This is a genomic window from Spongiactinospora rosea (assembly GCF_003315795.1).
Classification (GTDB): domain Bacteria; phylum Actinomycetota; class Actinomycetes; order Streptosporangiales; family Streptosporangiaceae; genus Spongiactinospora; species Spongiactinospora rosea.
The window spans coordinates 889,638-906,852 of the sequence record NZ_QMEY01000001.1 but is presented as its reverse complement, the minus strand read 5'-3'; the positions used below and the strand labels follow the sequence as shown (position 1 = coordinate 906,852).

The following is a 17,215-nucleotide window of genomic DNA, read 5'->3' as shown; positions in this document are numbered from 1 at the left end:
GTAACATGGTGAACACGAACCGTGATTATGCCAGGCAGCCGCCACCCCCTCACGTCGTCCACCAAAACCGAGGCCCGGCCAGCTGTTAGAGCGTGGCAATATTTCGACCGTCGATATATTCTGCCCCCATGAGCAAGCTGTCCGAAGCGACCTACTTCATCCTCGCCGCTCTGCTACGGGAGCCACTGCACGGCTACGGCATCATCAAGTCGGTGCGCACGCTCTCCTCCGGAGACGTGAACCTCGCGGTAGGCACCTTGTACAGCGCCCTCGACCGCCTCGCAGAGACGGGATGGGTGGCGGTGGAACGCGAAGAGATCGTCAACGGACGCGCGCGACGCTACTACCGCATCACCGACGACGGCGTCACCGCAGTCCGCACCGAGGCGGCCCGACTGCGCCGCGCGGCCTCACTCGTCACCAGGCAGATGGCGGTGAGCGGCATATGAGCAGCACACCCTCATTAGAACGGCACTACCGCCGGCTTCTGCACGCCTACCCCAAGGTCTATCGCGAGCAACACGGCGACGAACTGGTCGGCACCTTGTTGGAGGCGGCCGGTCCTCACCGGCACCGACCGACCCTCCGAGAAGCCGCCTCCCTCCTCACCGGCGGTTTCACCGCCCGCGCCCGCGCCGCCAGACGACCCGCGGGACCACCTTGGTGGGCGGACGGAATACATCTGGGCATCCTCGCCGTAGCCGCCGCCACCGTCGCGATGAACGTCCGCATCCTCCCGTACCCGATCCCCGCCATATGGGCGGCCCTGATGATCGTGCTCCTGTTCGCGATCATCCTTGGCTGGACACGCCTGGCCCTGCCCCTGGCCCTGGTCGCCGCCATACAGGTCAGCAGACCCCTGATGTACGAGGCAGTGGAAATCCCCATCCCTTACTACGGACCAGGCTTCGGCGACATCTCGGCGATCGCCCCTTACTGGCTGATCGTGGCCGGCTCGGCCATACTCGCCTTCCGATCAGCATCCGCCCCCTCAAAGACCCGAATATCCCGCTGGATGCAGACGATGCCCGCCCGATCCGGGCTGTGGCTCCTCGTCCCCCTCGCCTATTGGGCCCTGCAATCCACAGGATTCGCCCCCGAGTCACGGGCAGCACTAGAAATCCTCGCATTCCTCGTCGCCCTCCTCGCCACCATCGCGGCCAGGGACAGCCGATGGGCCCTCGCCGCCGCCATCTACCTCCTCCCCGGCCTGATCTATCTCGCCGAGAACGTAACCAACCTGGGCACCCGCGGCATGGTCTATTGGAGCGTGCTGACCATCCTCCTCATAGCCGCGCTGACCGCGGCTTACCGCACCCGCAAGCGACACTCATCCCCGACATGAATCGCGAGGCGACAGCGGCTTCTCCTGAAGGAGCCTCTGGTCGGCCGCGGCCAAGATATCTCCAGACCGCCGAAGTGGGGACACAACCCGCAGGGCGATGAGAGTAGAGAACATCGGCCCGCTCACTACAGAGATTGAAAGGTCAGGGTTCATGGTGAGCCCCGGTGACGGTCAGGCCGGTGTGTGCGATGAAGGCGTCCAGCAGGCTGGATCGGTACTGCATCCGCCTGAGCCGGGTGCGGATCAACGCGGCGAGTTGGTCGAGGGTAGCGGGAGCGAGGTTGCCCAGGCTGCGTTCAAGGTGGGACCACACGTTCTCGGCCGGGTTGAGTTCGGGCGCGTAAGAGGGCAGGTAGAACACGGCCGGCCAGGAGCGGGACTCGATCAGCCGGCGCATCGACGCGTCCCGATGGGCGGTCAGGTCGTCCCAGACGAGCATGATCGGCCCGCCCAGCCGCTGGTGGGCGGCATCCAGCAGGCGGGCGTAGTCGGCCTCGCGAAAGCCCTTCCCCCGTGGCGGCCCCGATACAGCAGCATGTGGTAGATCAGGCGGGTGCGGTGCCCGGGTCTGAGGCATGACAGGCCGGCGATCGAGACGCGTCCGGCGCCCTTGCCGGTGATGGTGATGACCGGGGTGGATCCCCGGCGGGACCAGGTACGGGCCTTGGGCGGCCTCAGTGATTGACCTGCCTCGTCTTCGAAGCAGATCCACGCCTCCTGGTCCCGGGCGGTCTTTCCACGCTCGGCCAGGCCTGTTTGATCCAGGTGGCGATGGCCTCCTCATCGCGCTCGGCTGCCCGGCGCTGCGGTACCTGCGGGCTCCAGCCGAGCCGGCGCAGCAGGTAAGACACGCCGCGCGGGGTGTAGGAGATCCGGAACAACCGGTCGATCAGCGCCGCCACCCGCGCCAGCGTCCAGCGCTGATCCTCAGCCCACCCGCAGGCGGCCGGGCCGGCGTCCAAGGCATCCTCCAGACGTCCCAGCTGCTGCTCGTTCAACCGGCACGACGCCCCGCTCGCCCCCTTCGAGCGCAGCGCTTGCACTCCGCCGGCCTGCCAGGCGCGATGCCAGGCGTAGGCGGACTTGCGCGACACTCTCAGCCGCTTGGCGACGTGCGAGGGCGCAACGCCCGCGGCGAATAACTCCCCGGCGTGCATGCGCACCTGCTCGCGCTTGGCTCTGGCGGCCGGGGTCAGGCCACCACCATCCGGATACCGCATACCTCCGGCATACTCACCGACCGGCAGAAAAGCATGCAACTACGCCGATACACCTCAACCCTTCAACCTCTGTATCTCCGACCACGCCATTACGGACCCCCGCACGGTTAACTGCTTCAAGGTAGTTCGCGTCAAGCTTGGGACCGTATAGCACGAATGCGGTGAGTCGACGCACAATATCGGTAAAAGCCCGAGCCTCAGCGACTATCAGATCGCGCTTCAGGACGCGCTTCTCACGGTAACTCAGCCACTTCCGTAATACTGGGAAGCCACCTATCTTGTAATCCCAGACTGCCGCTGGCACTTCGCGCCAGCGCACACAGTCGTTCAGATAAATGTCGAGCGTCTGTCCCTCTAGAACGTCCCACCGCCGCCGACAGGGCGGGCAGCAGGCTGCGGCCGTCGTCCAGCGTGCCGCCGGGCAGCGTCCGAACCTCGGCGCTCACCACGCCCCGCTCATCCACCTTCGGCCGGGCCCCAGCCGCCAGTGGCTCGAGGTCCCGGCTCATCGGACATAGACCTTGATGAGCGCCCCTCCGGACTCCCGGAGTCTGCTCGACCCCGGACTCCGGCACCTACAAGGCCGCGCCGCCGCCGTCCGCCGCCTGGCAGCGCGCCTGGCGGGCCCTCAACCCACACCGCAGATGACCGCACAACCGAAGGAGGGCGCGCTTGTTTGGGGGACAAATGGGCCGGGTGCCCGCCCACGGGTGATCTGTGGTCGTGGGCGCTCGCCGACCGGGATCTTGGAGGAGCACGGCTCAGATCGGCCGGCAGCCGTCGCCGATGATGCTGTCGGTCAGGGGAAAGTGCATGACCATGCGACAGCGGTAGTCGCCCGCGGCGGGGCCGCGTGTGATCGTTACATCCACCAGGAACGCCCCGGACCCGTCGCAGATCTGCGCGTCCAGGTTGTACTCGTCTCCCGCCGGGGTCACGGATCCGATTGCGCATCGGTAGTGACCACCGGCATGCGCCGGCGTCGCCAGCGCGGTGGTCATCAGCAGCGCCGTCCCGGCGATGGTCGCAAGCCGCATGACTGAGCCTCTGGTCATGCCTCCACAGTAGGAGCCGCGACAAAGGCGGCCTAGATGCGGTTCGTCACCAGAACATGTGTGTTCCTCACATAGACGCCCTGACAGCGCGAGGGCCCCGCGGCCCTGGGCGCGCTGGAGGCTGCGGCCATCGCGCCTGTGTCGGCGGGCGCATAGCCACGTCCAGCGCGCCGCCCTGGACGATCGGCCGGAGGGGCGTTCATATTTCGGGTGGACAATGATCGGGTGGCCCTCGTACAGCAGCAGCCGGGGGCGCTACTGCCGTGCCCCAACGGGCGCGGAGTGTGGGTGGTGCCCCACCGGAGGGTCGACTCGCCGGAGGAAGCCGAAGAGCTGGCGGAGCAGCTGCTCGCCTGGGCTGAAGCGGCGCGCCTGGCGGCCGTGTAGGTCCTGACCGCGCCCCCGTTTCTGCCCAGGAAATCAAGCCCCGCCCTGATGGGGTGCTCCTGAGCCGGTGAGCGCGCGGTGAGGTCGCGGTGAGCGCGGCCTGTGAGGCTCACCGACATGGACCGGGTGACACAGAACGGTGTGACCTGGCAAGACGATCGGAGAGCTCATGTCCATCTGGAAACGCGGTCTCGTCCTCGCAGGGACGGCCCTCACCCTCGCCGCCGGCCCCGCCCTGCTGGGCTCAGCACCCGCCGCCGCGGCGCCGGTCACCGCCCCGTCGAACATCGCCGCAGGAGGGTGGAGTTACCAGGGGGCCTATCCCGGCACCCCGTCAGGTCTTAACGCATGCCACAGGGACGGACGCCGATCCGTCCACCCCCACGAGTGCAGGTATGTGCCCGAGAACTGGCCCGTGGCCGCCAGATATCAGCTGTGGTTTTGGGTCAACTGGTAACGATCAGCACTGTCGCTTCGGCGCAGCGGACACGGAACTCGCTCCAGGCAGCGGCAATTGAACTCTCACCGTAAGCGTATGACTATGGAGTGTCACCGCTGACACAGTCCCTCCTGTCCCACCTCGCCCCCTGCCAGCCTCCCGGCCGGCCGAGGTCCGGGACAGGAAGGACCCCCCATGCGCCTCGCCCTCGCGGCCGGCACCGTACTCGCCGCCCTCACCCTTCTCGCCCCCATGGCCGGCATCGCCCACGCCGATCCGCCCGGCATCCCCACACCACAGGAGGCCGCCGACGAGCTCGCCGCGCTCGTCATCGCGGATGAGGAGAACGAAAGCTCATACGACCGCGACCTGATCTTCGCGGGCGCGGGCATCTACTTCTCCTCGTTCGTGTCGGGCGGTGGGATCTTCTTGGCGATCTCGTGGGCGATGGCGGCGGGGAGGCGGTCGGCGTTGGCGTCCATCCACTTGCGGGCGGCCTTCTCGATGCCGTCCTGGACGAGTTCGCCGATGCTGATCGGGTGCTGGTCGAGCCAGAAGATTCATGCCTCGGTGATGGCTTCTGCGGTCTTGTCGGCGCGTGAGGTCATTGGTTCTCGCCTCTGGTGGTTGGGGGGCACTGTTGTGTCAGCTCCTTTTCTCTTGGGTGGGTGGAAGGCGGTGACAAAGTCGGAATCTTGGGTCTGACCTGCGATAACACTGTCACCGGGGAGTGTGGACAGTGCGGTGACAGAAGTCTCATGTGTGCCCTGATCTGCGGGTTCTTTTGTCCCGGGGCTTGTTGACACAGCTTCCGGCGACTTCTGTTACCGCCGCAGGCTTGCGTCACCGCTTTGTCGACGCCTTCCGGCGACAGGTGTCGGGCCAGGTCAGAGGCGGAAAGACGGGCTTTTGTCACCGCCCCTTGGGGTCCATGTCGTAGACGACGGGCTTGCGTCCCCCGGTGGACAGCGTCAGCGCGAGCCGGACGTATCCGTGGTCCTCAAGCACCCGGAGTGCGGAGCCCACCTCTGCCGCGCCGCTGAACCTGCGGTGCAGGGCGCGCAGGATCTCCCGCGGCTTGATCTGATCGCGGTTGCCGATCCAATCGAGGATGGCCTGAGCCTTCTCGACGACGGGGTTGGTGCTCACCACCCCACACGCCGCCTTGGCGTGCTCCACGTAGTACTGCGCCAGCTCGATGGCGCCGGCCATGGTCTCCCCCAAGATGGGCGTCTGTGTGCCCCAGGCCGGGTTGGCGGCCAGATGAAGGAGTCTGGCGAGCCGTGCGGTCTGGCCGCCGAGCTTGGACGCCCACTCGCGCAGGGCCTCCAGGTCGCCGGTTCCGCGCCGCATGCGCGGCTCGATCTCCGCGCGCCACTCGGTGTGGAGCTTGAGCGCCTCGGGGGTCAGCGGGATGAGCGCCGGGTCCGTCCACTCGTGCAGATCGACGACCAGGCCCTTGAGCGTCTCGGTGTAGTCGCGGATGATCGTGTCGTCGAGCAGCTCGGGTGTCACGTTCCTAAAGCCGACGCGGTCGGCCGGGACCGATAGCAGCAGGCGGGCCACAGCCCCCGGCCGGTCATCTGCTTCTTGGCGGCGATGTCCTGAAGGAGTTGCGGCTGGATGCAGATCCCCAAGGTGAGCGAGGGCCGCTCGACGAACTCCTCCAGGCCGCGCCGGTCCACCACGAGCCGGTCACCCGCGTGCCCCTTCAAGATCAGTTCCAAGTCTGGCTTGCCGTTCGAATAGCGCCCCATGATCTGTTCGAAGAACGTGCCTTCGGCCGACAGGATGGCCAGGCGCCCGCCGTTCTCGTACAGAAGCGTGGACGCCTGGGCGGGCGTCACGTCGTCGGCGGTGAGCCGCGGGGCGCGGGGGATCTCGATCTCGGCGGCCATCTGCGCCGCGTCCATGGCCGTGGCGATCTCCTCGGCCGTCTTGGCGAGCCTGCGCGGGACCGGCTGGAGTGGGGCGAGGCGTGGCAGGGCTCGGGGAAGATGTTCACCAAGGAGGACGGGTCGGGTCTGCATCCGGCGTGGGTGACTGAGGAGTTCGAGCGGATCGCATTCGAGATCGGCCTGCCGCCGATCCGGCTCCACGACCTCCGGCACGGCGCGGCCACGCTCGCGCTGGCGGCCGGGGTGGACATGAAGACGGTGAGTGCGATGCTGCGGCACTCCTCGCAGGCGATTACGTCGGACACCTACACGTCGGTACTTCCGGAGGTCGCTCACAGCGCTGCGGAGAAGATCGCGGCGATCGTGCCTCGCTCGGTGTCCAGAACTGCCGGGCTCCCTACGGGCTCCCCGTGCCGTCTCCTCGAAGGCGACAGCACGGGGCCCGGTGCAGGCCAAGCCTGCGCCGCAGAGAGCCGACGAGGGGAATCGAACCCCTGACCTGCTGTTTACAAGACAGCCGCTCTGCCGATTGAGCTACGTCGGCAAGGATCACCCAGTCTAGTCGTGATGAACGCCGAGCGTAACCACATAATTCACGAGCGGCGGCGGGAGACCTCGTAGAGGGCGATGCCGGTGGCGACGCCCGCGTTGAGGGATTCGGCGGCGGCGCGCATGGGGATGCGGGCGAGGGCGTCGCAGGTTTCGCGGACGAGGCGGGAGAGGCCCTTGCCCTCGGAGCCGACGACGAGGACCAGGGGCTCGGTGACGAGGCCCGCGTCGGCGAGGTCGGTGCGGGCTTCGCCGTCGAGGCCGAGGACGAACAGGCCCGCGTCGCGGTAGGCGCGCAGGGCGGCGGTGAGGTTGGCGGCGCGGGCGACCGGCATGGTGGCGAGGGTGCCGGCGGAGGTCTTCCAGGCGCCCGCGGTGACTCCGGCCGAGCGGCGGGAGGGGACGAGCAGGCCGTGGGCGCCGAAGGCGGTGGCGGAACGGGCGATGGCGCCGACGTTGCGCGGGTCGGTGACGCCGTCGAGGGCGACGATCAGCGGGATCTCGGCGGCGTCCTGGGCCGCGGCGACGAGGTCGTCGGGGTGGGCGTAGTCGTACGGCGGGATCTGCAGGCCGAGACCCTGGTGGACGGTGCCCTCGGTGAGCCGGTCGAGCTTGTCGCGGGAGACCTCCAGGAGCGCGATGCCGCGGTCGCTGGCCAGCTTGATGGCCTCGCGGATGCGGTCGTCGTTGTCGACCCGCTGGGCGACGTAGAGCGTGTTCGCTGGTACGCCCGCGCGCAGCGCCTCGACCACCGGGTTGCGCCCGCCCATGACCTCGGGCGTATCGTCGCGCTTGGGGCGCCGTGCCCGCGCCGGGGCCTCGGTGCCCGGGCCCTCGGCCCGCTCGCCGCGGTCGCCTCCGGTGCCCTTCTGCTTGTCCTTGAACCAATGCCGCATCTGGGCGGGCGGAGTCGCCCCCCGCCCCTTGAGGCCGCTACGGCGCTGCCCACCGGTGCCCCGCGTGGGACCCTTCCTCTTTCCGCCACCAGCCATGCGCACAGCCTAGCGGGGGTTCAGCGGGCGATTTCCCATCGAGGACCGGCCGGGGTGTCCTCCACGACGATGCCGGCACCGGTGAGCCGGTCGCGAATGCCGTCGGCCGCCGCGTAATCCTTGCGGGCGCGGGCGGCCTCCCGCTGCTCAAGGGCGACCGCGACCAGGGCGTCGACGGTCTGCCGGAGCCCGGAGTCGTCGCCCGACGAACGCCACTGCTCCGAACGCGGGTCGAGGCCGAGCACGTCGAGCATGTTCTGGGTTTCGGCGAGCAGCCTGGCGACCTGCTCCTTGTTGCCCTGGGCCAGCGCGACGTTGCCTTCGCGGACCACCTCGTGGATGATCGCCAGCGCCTGCGGGACCCCCAGGTCGTCGTCGAGCGCCGCGGCGAACTCGACCGGCAGCGGGGCGTCGGCGTCGACGTCGTGGATCACCTCGGCGGCGCGGGTGACGAACCCCTCGATCCGCCGGTAGGCGGCGGCGGCCTCCTGCAGGGCCTCGTCGGAGTAGTCGATCACGCTGCGGTAGTGCGGCGCGACCAGGTAGTAGCGCAGCTCGACCGGGCGGACCTTCTGCAGCATCGCCGGGATCAGCAGGGAGTTGCCCTGGGACTTGGCCATCTTCTCGCCGCCCACGGTGAGCAGCGAGTTGTGCATCCAGTAGCGGGCGAAGCCGTCGCCGGCCGCCTGGGACTGGGTCAGCTCGTTCTCGTGGTGCGGGAAGATCAGGTCGACGCCGCCGCCGTGGATGTCGAAGGTGGGCCCGAGGTACTTCGTGGCCATCGCCGAGCACTCCAGGTGCCAGCCGGGCCGGCCCGGCCCCCACGGCGTCGGCCAGGTCGGCTCGCCGGGCTTGGCGCCCTTCCAGAGCGCGAAGTCGCGCGAGTCGCGCTTGCAGCCATCGTTGTCGGTGTCGGCGGCGGGACGCATGTTGTCGAGCCGCTGGTTGGACAGCGAGCCGTACCGGTCGGCGTAGGACATCACGTCGAAGTAGACGTCACCGTCGGCGGCGTAGGCGTGGCCGCGGTCGATGAGCCGCTGCATCAGCTCGATCATCTCGGGGACGTGCCCGGTGGCGCGCGGCTCGACGGTCGGCGGCAGGCAGCCGAGGACCTGGTACGCCCAGGTGAAGGCGCGCTGGTTGCGCTCGGCGACCACGAACCACGGCACGCCCTCCTCGCCCGCCACCCGAATGATCTTGTCATCGATGTCGGTGACGTTGCGGCACAGGGTCACGTCGTACTCGCACCGCGTCAGCCAGCGTCGCAGCACGTCGAAGTTGACCCCGGAGCGGATGTGCCCGATGTGCGGCGGAGCCTGCACGGTGGCCCCACAGAGATAGATCGAGACCCGGCCGGGCTCGATCGGGACGAATTCGCGAACCGTTCGCGTGCTGGTGTCGTAGAGGTGCAGGCTCACCTAGCCAGGCTAACGCCTTCGCCCCACCTCACATGCCTGATTACGCGACGTTGAGGCACCGGTCTGCGGCACAGAATCCGGCATGCGTGTCATTTACCCCATACGCCCCGCCACGTAACCACCGTCCGCGCGAAGCGGCTTCTGTAGGCTCGGAGGGTCATGGACGTTACTCCCCCTGCGGCGGGCCCGCCCGCCGTCCATCCGCATGCGTTCACCGAGCAGTCGTCGCCGGACCCGGCGGCCCGGCCCGCCGAGCGCGCGGGCCGGGCGAGGCTGACGTTGCGTCACGTCGCGATCGCGCTCGCGGGAGCCTGCGTGGTCGCGCTGGGCGCGGTCGCGTGCGTGCTCTCCTTCGACGAGCTGCGCGCGCTGGCCGTCGTCGGCCGGGCCCGCCCCGACCTCGCCTACCTCTACCCCGCGGGGTTCGACGCGCTGCTGGCCGTGGCGCTGATCAGCGTCCTGTTGCTGCGCACCGGGCGGACCGTGGTGCGGGTCCAGGCGGGCGCGGTGCTGGTCCTGCTGCTGGTCGCGGCGGGCGCCGCCGAGGTGGCCGCGGCGGTGGGCGCGATAGACGTACGCCAGGCCGTACCCGCGCCCACCGGAACACTGACCCCCGACGGCCCCATCGGCATGGTCATCGGCGTGGCGGTCGCCCCCTGGGTGATGCTCACCGTCGCCCTCTGGCTCTGGCTGCTGATGATCAAGCACGCCGGGACCCGCCGGGAAGCCCTCGCGAGCCACACCGGCGCGGAGGACGACATCGTGCCCTTCCGCCCGCCGAACCGCGCCGAGCCCGAGCCTGAGCCCGAGCCCGAACCCGAGTCTCAGCCGACTCCTGAGCGCGCACCCGAGCACACAGCTGAGGACACAGCCGAGCCGGAACGCGCTCCCGAGCTACCGAAGCGGCTCCCCGGCGCCTCACCGATGCCCAAGCCGCGGATCGGCCTCGACGACGAGGAAGAGGAAGAGGCCGCGGAGGTCGCGCAGGAGCCGGCCCGCCCCCCCGTACCGGAGGAGCGCGCCCCCGACATGCCACTGCGCTGGGGCGACCTGGCCAAGACCCTGCCGCGCAAGCGTCCGGGTGACGTACTGGTCCATCCGCGTCCGAGCCAGGACCAGGACGACACGGGGCAGGACACCGACGAGGGCCCCGACACCCAGCCGCTCCGCGTCTTCTCCGACGAACCCCCGAAGGCGCGTGGGCACGCCGACGGCACCGGCGAGACGGAGGCGGGCGATTCGGGACCGCCCTCCGGCCGGGTGCGCAGCACTCCGACGCCACCCGAGGAGTGAACACACGATCAGCCGGGCCCGAACGGCCCGGCTGATCGCATTACGCCCGTTTCTTCGGCGCCCCCGCCCGCGCCGATCCTCAACGTCTTCGGCGGGCCCACCGGAGGGGCGGGGATCTGTGTCCCTCCGTGGAGGCCGCCAGGGTCATCGGGCGCCGCGTCGCAGCCCCGCGACCAGGCCGACGCCGACGATGGCGAGGACGACCTGCATCAGCAGCTCGATCCAGTCGATCCCCGGTGTCGTCTCCACCCCGATCGCCTGTGCGATCGCCGTACCTATGAGCGCGGCGACGATCCCGACGACGATGGTCAGGATCCACCCGATCGCCTGCCTGCCAGGAAGCAGCAGCCGACCGATCGCGCCGATGACGGCACCGATGACGATCGCGCCGATAATGGACTCGATGGTCATTTCAACCTCCCGTGAGGGCGAGACCTTCACTCTCACGCAGAGGCTGATACCCGAAATCGCCGCAGTAATCGGATGTTCGGCGAAGTCCCAGGTCAGCAGGCTAGGCCCGGCCGCGTCCCGCGGACATCCGGGACACGATCAGCACTCCTATGATCGCCAGGATGATCTGGAAGAGGAGTTCGATCCAGTCGATGCCGGATGTCGTCGCGACGCCGAACAACTGCGCGACCAGTGTGCCGAGCAGTGCCGCCACGATCCCCACGATGAGCGTGAGACCCCAGCTCATGTTCTGTTTGCCCGGCACGATGAGCCGGGCCAGCGCGCCGATGATGGCGCCGATCACGATGGCCGAGATGATGGTTCCAAGCATGTCGCTCCCCCGTATGCCGATGACATGCTCCGCTTACAGGGGGCCTACCCAGCCTGACCAGGCTGAAAGCTGAAAACAGATTGAGGGCGGCGGTCCGCACCGCGCCAGTAAACGGACCGCCGCCGTGAACCCGGGCGAACATCCACGCCGCCCGCTGGGTTAACCGAATCGGTTTCCCGGTAATGAGACGCGTGGATTCGCCCATTGGTTGGCGGCTACTTTACCGAAATTTGCGGATACACCGCGCCCCGCGTCAAGCCGGGCGGTCAATGGCCCCCATGAGCGCACCCGTCACACCGCGACCACGAGGGCGGTCGCCACGGCCGCCACGCCCTCGCCACGGCCCGTGAGACCCAGACCGTCGGTCGTAGTGGCGGAGAGGCTCACCGGGGCCGCCACGGCCGCGCTGAGGGCCTTCTCGGCCTCGGTACGGCGGGCGGCCATCCGGGGCCGGTTGCCGATCACCTGGATCGCGACGTTGCCGATCTCGAAGCCCGCCTGGCGTACCAGCCGGGCCGTCTCGGTGAGCAGCGCGACGCCCGAGGCCCCGGCCCAGCGCGGGTCGGCAGTGCCGAAGAGCCCGCCGAGGTCGCCGAGGCCGGACGCGGACAGCAGCGCGTCGCACGCCGCGTGGGCGGCGGCGTCGCCGTCGGAGTGGCCGGCGAGGCCGGTCTCGCCCGGCCAGTGCAGGCCGGCGAGGTGCAGCTCCCGCCCGGATGCGAACGGGTGGACATCGACCCCGACGCCCACCCGTGGAAATATCGTGTTCAGGAGTTGAGGACCTCGTCCAGCAGGGCCTCTGCCTTGTCTTCGTTGGTCTTCTCGGCCAGAGCGAGCTCGCTCACCAGGATCTGCCGCGCCTTGGCGAGCATGCGCTTCTCGCCGGCGGACAGGCCGCGCTCCTTGTCGCGCCGCCAGAGATCCCGCACCACTTCGGCAACCTTGTTGACGTCGCCGGACGCCAGCTTCTCCAGGTTTGCCTTGTACCGGCGAGACCAGTTGGTGGGCTCTTCCGTGTGCGGCATGCGCAGCACGTCGAAGACGCGCTCCAGACCCTCCTGGCCGACAACGTCGCGCACGCCGACGAGTTCGGCGTTCTCAGCCGGAACCTGGACGGTAAGATCGCCCTTGTCGACCTTCAGCACCAGATAGGTCTTTTCCGCACCCTGGATGGTCCGGGTCGTGATGGCTTCGATGCGAGCAGCCCCATGATGGGGGTAGACGACAGTGTCGCCGACCTGGAAAGTCATGTGACAGATACCCCTTCCGCTGTACTCCAGAGTACCACGCATCCACAGCCTCCCGGAACAGTGAAATCACCATAACTGCAGGTCAAAGGCTCATTTTAGGGCTTGACAAACCATCGACTATGTGAATCACAAACCCTGACATAGGTGGTGACCTGCGTGGGCGCAGTTCTTACAGCGGCCCTCGGAAGGTCGTCGATTGCCCATCAAATGCCCGTTCGGTACCCCTCCTCGGCCCGCGTGGCGCAAGGGCCGGAGCAAGTACCGCCTGTCGTGACGGATAGGGTTACCCTGCTCACCACCCTCCACGCGCGAGAAGGGGAAATCCGACCGTGACCCGCACCAGCCGTCGCTGGGCGATCGCCGCCGCCGCGTTCCTCGCAGCCCCGGTACTGGCCGGCTGCGCCGCAGGATTCGACGCCACGACCGTCAAGCACTACTCGCCCACCGAGGCACGGGCCACCACCGTGCGAGGCATCCAGATCTCGCAGGGCTTCGTGCTCGGCCCGGAACCGGGCGGCAAGCTGCCCAAGGGCGGGTCCGCGCCCATCTACCTGTCGCTGACCAACATCGAGCAGCAGGACGACCAGCTCGTCGGGGTGGTGCCCGGCGACGCTGGCACGGTGAAGCTGGCCGCGCCCATCGTCCTGCCGCGTGACAAGCGGGTGAGCACCGCGGGCGCCGCCGCTCCGGGCGCCACGCCCGCCCCGGGCGCGGGGGCGACGCCCCTGGTCATCGAGGGCCTGACGAAGGATCTGGCCGGTGGCGAGTACATCGCGGTGAGCCTGCAGTTCGCCAACGCGGGCGCGGTGGACGTGACCCTGCCTGTGGTCGCCCGCAGCCGGGAGTTCGCCACCTGGTCGCCCGCGCCCGCGCCGACCACGCAGCAGACGCCGACGACCGGCCCCACCCCGGCCCCGACGGCGACGCCCGCCGCCACGGCCACGGCCACGGCCACGGAGGACGCCTCGACCGGCGGTCACTGACCCGGTACGACGAAAGGGCCCGGTCTGTCACGCCCCCCGAGGACGTGACAGACCGGGCCCTTTCGCATCCCGCCCGCCCGCCCGCACGATCACGCGCGGGCGGGGAGGGCTCATTCGTCGACGGGATCGAACTTGTAGCCGAGTCCGCGCACGGTGAGGATGCACCGCGGGTTGGACGGATCGGACTCGACCTTCGCCCGCAGCCGCTTGACGTGCACGTCGAGCGTCTTGGTGTCACCGACGTAGTCGGCCCCCCAGACGCGGTCGATCAGCTGCCCCCGGGTGAGGACCCGCCCCGCGTTGCGCAGCAGCACCTCGAGCAGCTCGAACTCCTTCAGCGGAAGCTGCACCTGCCGCCCGCGCACGGCCACGATGTGCCGGTCGACGTCCATCCGCACCGGCCCTGCGGTCAGCACGGCGGACTCCAGCTCCTCGACGTCGCCCTGCCTGCGCAGCACGGCGCGGATGCGGGCCACCAGCTCGCGCGAGGAGAACGGCTTGGTCACGTAGTCGTCGGCGCCCAGCTCCAGCCCGACGACCTTGTCGATCTCGCTGTCCTTGGCGGTCAGCATGATCACCGGCACCTTGGACCGCTGCCGCAGCGAGCGGCAGACCTCCGTGCCCGGCAGGCCGGGAAGCATCAGGTCGAGCAGCACCAGGTCTGCGCCGTTGCGGTCGAAGGTGTCGAGCGCCTCGGGGCCGGTGGCCGCGACCGCGACCTCGAACCCCTCCTTGCGCAGCATGTACGACAGCGCGTCGGAGAACGACTCCTCGTCCTCTACGACGAGTACGCGGGTCACTTCGCGGCCTCCAGGGGAGTTGTGGTTGTGCTGTGCGGTTCGGTGACGGCCGTACCGCCGAACGCCGGCAGACGCAGCGTGAAGGTGGACCCGGAGCCTTCCTTGCTCCAGACCGTCACCTCACCGCCGTGCGCGACGGACACGTGCTTGACGATGGCGAGGCCGAGACCGGTGCCCCCGGTGGCCCTCGACCGCGCCGCGTCCACCCGGAAGAACCGCTCGAAGATGCGCTCCTGGGCGCCCTCCGGGATGCCGATGCCCTGATCGCTCACGCTTATCTCGACGGACTCCCCCGCGGGACGGGCGCTGACCACCACGCGGGTGTGCTCGGGGCTGTAGGCCACGGCGTTGTCGATCAGGTTGCGCAACGCGGTGACCAGCAGTTCGTCGTCGCCCCAGACCCGCAGGCCCTCCGTGCCGCCGGCGACGAGGGTGATGTCCTTGGCGGCGGCCTTGGTGTTGCACCGGTCGATCGCCTCGTGCATCGCCTCGTCCACCGGCACGGGGCCGGGGGTCGGGATGGGCTCGCCGCCCTGGATCCTGGACAGCGTGATGAGGTCTTGCACCAGGTAGTTGAGCCTGGCGGCCTCGTGCTGCATGCGCCCGGCGAAGCGGGTGACGGCCTCGGGGTCGTCGGCCGCGTCCTGGATGGTCTCGGCGAGCAGGCTCAGCGCCCCTACGGGGGTCTTCAGCTCGTGGCTGACGTTGGCCACGAAGTCGCGGCGGACGGCCTCGACCCTGCGCCGCTCGGTCTGGTCTTCGGCGAGCACCAGGACCTGGCCGTGCGACCCGAGCGGGGCCACCCGGACCGCGAAGGAGGTGGCCTCCTGGCCGAACTTGTGCCCGGCCACCTCGATCTCGCTCTCCCTGATCTCGCCGTCCCTGCGCACCTGCCTGGCCAGCGCAAGCAGCTCAACGGCCATCATCCGGTCGCCCTTGACGAGCCCGAAGGCCCGGGCGGCGGAACTGGCGCGCAGCACGCGGTCCTCGCGATCGAGGACCACGGCCGACGACGGTAGTACGGCCAGCACCGACGCGACGCCGTTGGGCAGGGCCGCTGCCTCGGATTCGCCGGTGGCGTCGGGCACGCGCCGGTGTTCGAAGTGGTTGCGTACGGCCATCACGGCCAACGCGCCCACCACGAACCCCGCCAGTGCCGCCAGACTCGCGAGCAACTCGCTCACGGGACCTCCCGTGTCGCCCCGCGCCGCCGCCGGGGCGCAGCACCGCTGTGTCCACTCACGCCTCCGATGGTAGGCGGACCAGCGGGTACTCTCGACGAGGAAATGCCCGTTGACCACGGCGTTTCCCGTAAAGTTCATTTTCTGGTCGAAGTTCGTTCATCACCCCGCGCGTACGGTTGGCCCCATGCGAGACGCTTACCACGAAGAGCTTGACGCTCTCACTGACAGGCTCGTGGAGATGACCCGGCTGGTCCGTTCGGCGATCGCCAGGGCCACGACCGCGTTGCTCGACTCCGACCTGCACCTCGCGGAGAGCGTGATCTCGCAGGACGACGAGGTGAACCGCATCTACGCCGAGATCGAGGCGTCGATCTTCGATCTGATGGCCCGTCAGCAGCCGGTCGCGGTGGACCTGCGGATGGTGATCACCGCCCTGCGGATGGGCTCCGACCTGGAGCGGATGGGCGACCTGGCGGAGCACGTCGCCAAGATCACCCGGTTGCGGCATCCGGACTCGGCGATCCCGGCGGAGCTGCGTTCGACCATCCTGGAGATGGGGCAGATCGCCGAGCGCCTGGTGACCAAGGCGGGCAGTTGCATCGCCTCCCACGACGTGGAGTCGGCGATGGAGCTGGAGGCCGACGACGACGCCATGGACCAGTTGCACCGGAGGCTGTTCCGGGTCCTGCTGGCCAAGGACTCCAAGTGGGCGGTGGAGCAGGCCATCGACGTGACCCTGATCGGCCGGTACTACGAGCGGTACGCGGACCACGCCGTACGCGTGGCCCGCGATGTCGTCTACCTGGTGACGGGTTCGCGGCCCCAGGACATGTCGCCCCTGTGACCGGCTCGCGGGCCGGCCGGGCTCAGCGGCCCTGGTTGGCGACGGCCTCGATGGCGGCCTTGGCCGCCTCGGGGTCGAGGTAGAGCCCGCCCTTGGTGACCGGCCGGAAGTCCGCGTCGAGGTCATATTGCAGCGGGATGCCGGTGGGGATGTTCAGCCCGGCGATCGTGTCGTCGTCGATGCCGTCGAGGTGCTTGACCAGCGCGCGCAGCGAGTTGCCGTGCGCGACCACGAGCACCGTGCGACCGGCCGCGAGGTCGGGCACGATCTGGTCGTACCAGTAGGGCAACATCCGCGTCACGACGTCCTTCAGGCACTCGGTGCGCGGCATCAGCTCCGGCGGCAGCAACGCGTACCGGGGGTCGCCCACCTGGCTGTACTCGTCATCGTCGGCGATCGGCGGCGGCGGGGTGTCATAGGACCTGCGCCACAGCATGAACTGCTCGTCGCCGAACTCCTCGCGCGTCTGCGCCTTGTTCTTGCCCTGCAGCGCCCCGTAGTGCCGCTCGTTGAGCCGCCACGAGCGGCGCACCGGCAGCCAGCGCAGGTCGGCCGCACCGAGCGCCAGCTCGGCGGTCTGGATGGCCCGGGTCAGCAGGCTCGTGTGCACCACGTCGGGGCGCAGCCCGGCGTCGAGCAGGAGCTGGCCGCCCCTACGCGCCTCGGCCTCGCCCGCGGGCGAGAGGCTGACGTCCACCCATCCGGTGAACAGGCCCTTCGCGTTCCAGTCGCTTTCACCATGCCGCAACAGCACCAATGTCGCCATGCCGACAACCT

21 protein-coding genes, 1 tRNA gene and 1 pseudogene are annotated in these 17,215 nt (G+C 69.1%); 8 read left to right on the top strand and 15 right to left on the bottom strand.

The genetic code is table 11. The features are described from left to right. The first annotated feature begins 128 nt into the window (after positions 1-128). Both DP939_RS04790 and DP939_RS04785 read left to right on the top strand, forming a co-directional pair. Positions 129-449: a PadR family transcriptional regulator gene (locus tag DP939_RS04790; protein WP_113979231.1), complete on the top strand. Its 321-nt coding sequence runs from the start codon at positions 129-131 to the stop codon at positions 447-449. After that, positions 446-1,345: a hypothetical protein gene (locus DP939_RS04785; RefSeq protein ID WP_113979228.1), complete on the top strand. Its 900-nt coding sequence runs from the start codon at positions 446-448 to the stop codon at positions 1,343-1,345. The genes DP939_RS04790 and DP939_RS04785 overlap by 4 nt, the downstream gene beginning before the upstream one ends. A gap of 142 nt (positions 1,346-1,487) precedes the next feature. On the opposite strand, the gene DP939_RS04780 is transcribed toward DP939_RS04785, so the two are convergent. The 4 genes from DP939_RS04780 to DP939_RS04770 form a co-directional block, all read right to left on the bottom strand. Next, positions 1,488-1,922 carry a transposase gene (locus tag DP939_RS04780; RefSeq protein ID WP_199564931.1) on the bottom strand — a complete coding sequence of 145 codons (435 nt, stop codon included), beginning with the start codon at positions 1,920-1,922 and terminating at the stop codon, positions 1,488-1,490. A 97-nt stretch (positions 1,923-2,019) separates the two neighbouring features. Continuing rightward, complete coding sequence (locus tag DP939_RS04775) at positions 2,020-2,565, bottom strand: winged helix-turn-helix domain-containing protein (RefSeq protein WP_113979226.1); 546 nt, start codon at positions 2,563-2,565, stop codon at positions 2,020-2,022. Positions 2,566-2,578: 13 nt separating this feature from the next. After that, a complete protein-coding gene (locus DP939_RS49225) occupies positions 2,579-2,902 on the bottom strand; it encodes a type ISP restriction/modification enzyme (RefSeq protein WP_225878070.1) in 324 nt (107 codons plus the stop codon). Positions 2,903-3,326: 424 nt separating this feature from the next. Further along, on the bottom strand, positions 3,327-3,602 hold the full coding sequence (locus DP939_RS04770; protein ID WP_113979223.1) for a hypothetical protein: 276 nt from the start codon (positions 3,600-3,602) through the stop codon (positions 3,327-3,329). Between the two features lie 228 nt (positions 3,603-3,830). On the opposite strand from DP939_RS04770, the gene DP939_RS46015 reads away from it, so the two are divergent. Together DP939_RS46015 and DP939_RS04765 are read left to right on the top strand one after the other, a co-directional pair. Further along, positions 3,831-4,007: a hypothetical protein gene (locus DP939_RS46015; RefSeq protein WP_158578462.1), complete on the top strand. Its 177-nt coding sequence runs from the start codon at positions 3,831-3,833 to the stop codon at positions 4,005-4,007. 634 nt (positions 4,008-4,641) lie between these two features. After that, positions 4,642-5,151: a hypothetical protein gene (locus tag DP939_RS04765; RefSeq protein ID WP_113979221.1), complete on the top strand. Its 510-nt coding sequence runs from the start codon at positions 4,642-4,644 to the stop codon at positions 5,149-5,151. A gap of 207 nt (positions 5,152-5,358) precedes the next feature. Here DP939_RS04765 and DP939_RS47580 read toward each other — a convergent pair. After that, positions 5,359-6,344, bottom strand: a pseudogene (locus tag DP939_RS47580) (DUF3987 domain-containing protein). Positions 6,345-6,443: 99 nt separating this feature from the next. Here DP939_RS47580 and DP939_RS04750 point away from each other — a divergent pair. Continuing rightward, positions 6,444-6,842, top strand: coding sequence for a tyrosine-type recombinase/integrase (locus tag DP939_RS04750; protein ID WP_113979211.1), 399 nt, complete (start codon positions 6,444-6,446; stop codon positions 6,840-6,842). Here DP939_RS04750 and DP939_RS04745 read toward each other — a convergent pair. The 3 genes from DP939_RS04745 to cysS form a co-directional block, all read right to left on the bottom strand. Continuing rightward, positions 6,816-6,888 (bottom strand) — tRNA-Thr (locus DP939_RS04745). The genes DP939_RS04750 and DP939_RS04745 overlap by 27 nt on opposite strands. Before the next feature lie 49 nt (positions 6,889-6,937). Next, entirely contained in the window at positions 6,938-7,885 is a 948-nt protein-coding gene (gene rlmB, locus DP939_RS04740; protein ID WP_113979208.1) for a 23S rRNA (guanosine(2251)-2'-O)-methyltransferase RlmB, read from the bottom strand. A 20-nt stretch (positions 7,886-7,905) separates the two neighbouring features. Beyond that, complete coding sequence (cysS, locus tag DP939_RS04735; RefSeq protein ID WP_113979206.1) at positions 7,906-9,303, bottom strand: cysteine--tRNA ligase; 1,398 nt, start codon at positions 9,301-9,303, stop codon at positions 7,906-7,908. A 159-nt stretch (positions 9,304-9,462) separates the two neighbouring features. Here cysS and DP939_RS46720 point away from each other — a divergent pair, with 159 nt between their 5' ends. Further along, positions 9,463-10,596, top strand: coding sequence for a hypothetical protein (locus DP939_RS46720; RefSeq protein WP_113979204.1), 1,134 nt, complete (start codon positions 9,463-9,465; stop codon positions 10,594-10,596). Positions 10,597-10,740: 144 nt separating this feature from the next. Here the strand turns inward: DP939_RS46720 and DP939_RS04725 are convergent, their stop codons facing one another. The 4 genes from DP939_RS04725 to DP939_RS04710 form a co-directional block, all read right to left on the bottom strand. After that, positions 10,741-11,007: a GlsB/YeaQ/YmgE family stress response membrane protein gene (locus DP939_RS04725; RefSeq protein WP_113979201.1), complete on the bottom strand. Its 267-nt coding sequence runs from the start codon at positions 11,005-11,007 to the stop codon at positions 10,741-10,743. A 100-nt stretch (positions 11,008-11,107) separates the two neighbouring features. Next, a complete protein-coding gene (locus DP939_RS04720; RefSeq protein ID WP_113979199.1) occupies positions 11,108-11,377 on the bottom strand; it encodes a GlsB/YeaQ/YmgE family stress response membrane protein in 270 nt (89 codons plus the stop codon). Positions 11,378-11,668: 291 nt separating this feature from the next. Beyond that, entirely contained in the window at positions 11,669-12,127 is a 459-nt protein-coding gene (gene ispF, locus DP939_RS04715) for a 2-C-methyl-D-erythritol 2,4-cyclodiphosphate synthase (RefSeq protein WP_199564930.1), read from the bottom strand. 17 nt (positions 12,128-12,144) lie between these two features. Further along, entirely contained in the window at positions 12,145-12,627 is a 483-nt protein-coding gene (locus tag DP939_RS04710; RefSeq protein WP_111169336.1) for a CarD family transcriptional regulator, read from the bottom strand. 329 nt (positions 12,628-12,956) lie between these two features. On the opposite strand from DP939_RS04710, the gene DP939_RS46010 reads away from it, so the two are divergent. Beyond that, the gene (locus DP939_RS46010; protein WP_158578460.1) at positions 12,957-13,610 is read left to right on the top strand and encodes a copper chaperone PCu(A)C; all 654 of its coding nucleotides are present in this window, start codon (positions 12,957-12,959) and stop codon (positions 13,608-13,610) included. Positions 13,611-13,720: 110 nt separating this feature from the next. Here the strand turns inward: DP939_RS46010 and DP939_RS04700 are convergent, their stop codons facing one another. Both DP939_RS04700 and DP939_RS04695 read right to left on the bottom strand, forming a co-directional pair. Then, a complete protein-coding gene (locus DP939_RS04700) occupies positions 13,721-14,410 on the bottom strand; it encodes a response regulator transcription factor (RefSeq protein WP_111169334.1) in 690 nt (229 codons plus the stop codon). Then, complete coding sequence (locus DP939_RS04695) at positions 14,407-15,531, bottom strand: sensor histidine kinase (protein ID WP_113979514.1); 1,125 nt, start codon at positions 15,529-15,531, stop codon at positions 14,407-14,409. Before DP939_RS04695 ends, DP939_RS04700 begins: the two co-directional genes overlap by 4 nt. 247 nt (positions 15,532-15,778) lie before the next feature. On the opposite strand from DP939_RS04695, the gene phoU reads away from it, so the two are divergent. Next, on the top strand, positions 15,779-16,438 hold the full coding sequence (gene phoU / locus DP939_RS04690) for a phosphate signaling complex protein PhoU (RefSeq protein WP_113979193.1): 660 nt from the start codon (positions 15,779-15,781) through the stop codon (positions 16,436-16,438). 22 nt (positions 16,439-16,460) lie between these two features. On the opposite strand, the gene DP939_RS04685 is transcribed toward phoU, so the two are convergent. Further along, on the bottom strand, positions 16,461-17,204 hold the full coding sequence (locus DP939_RS04685) for a phosphoglyceromutase (protein ID WP_113979190.1): 744 nt from the start codon (positions 17,202-17,204) through the stop codon (positions 16,461-16,463). Between the last annotated feature and the right edge of the window lie 11 nt (positions 17,205-17,215).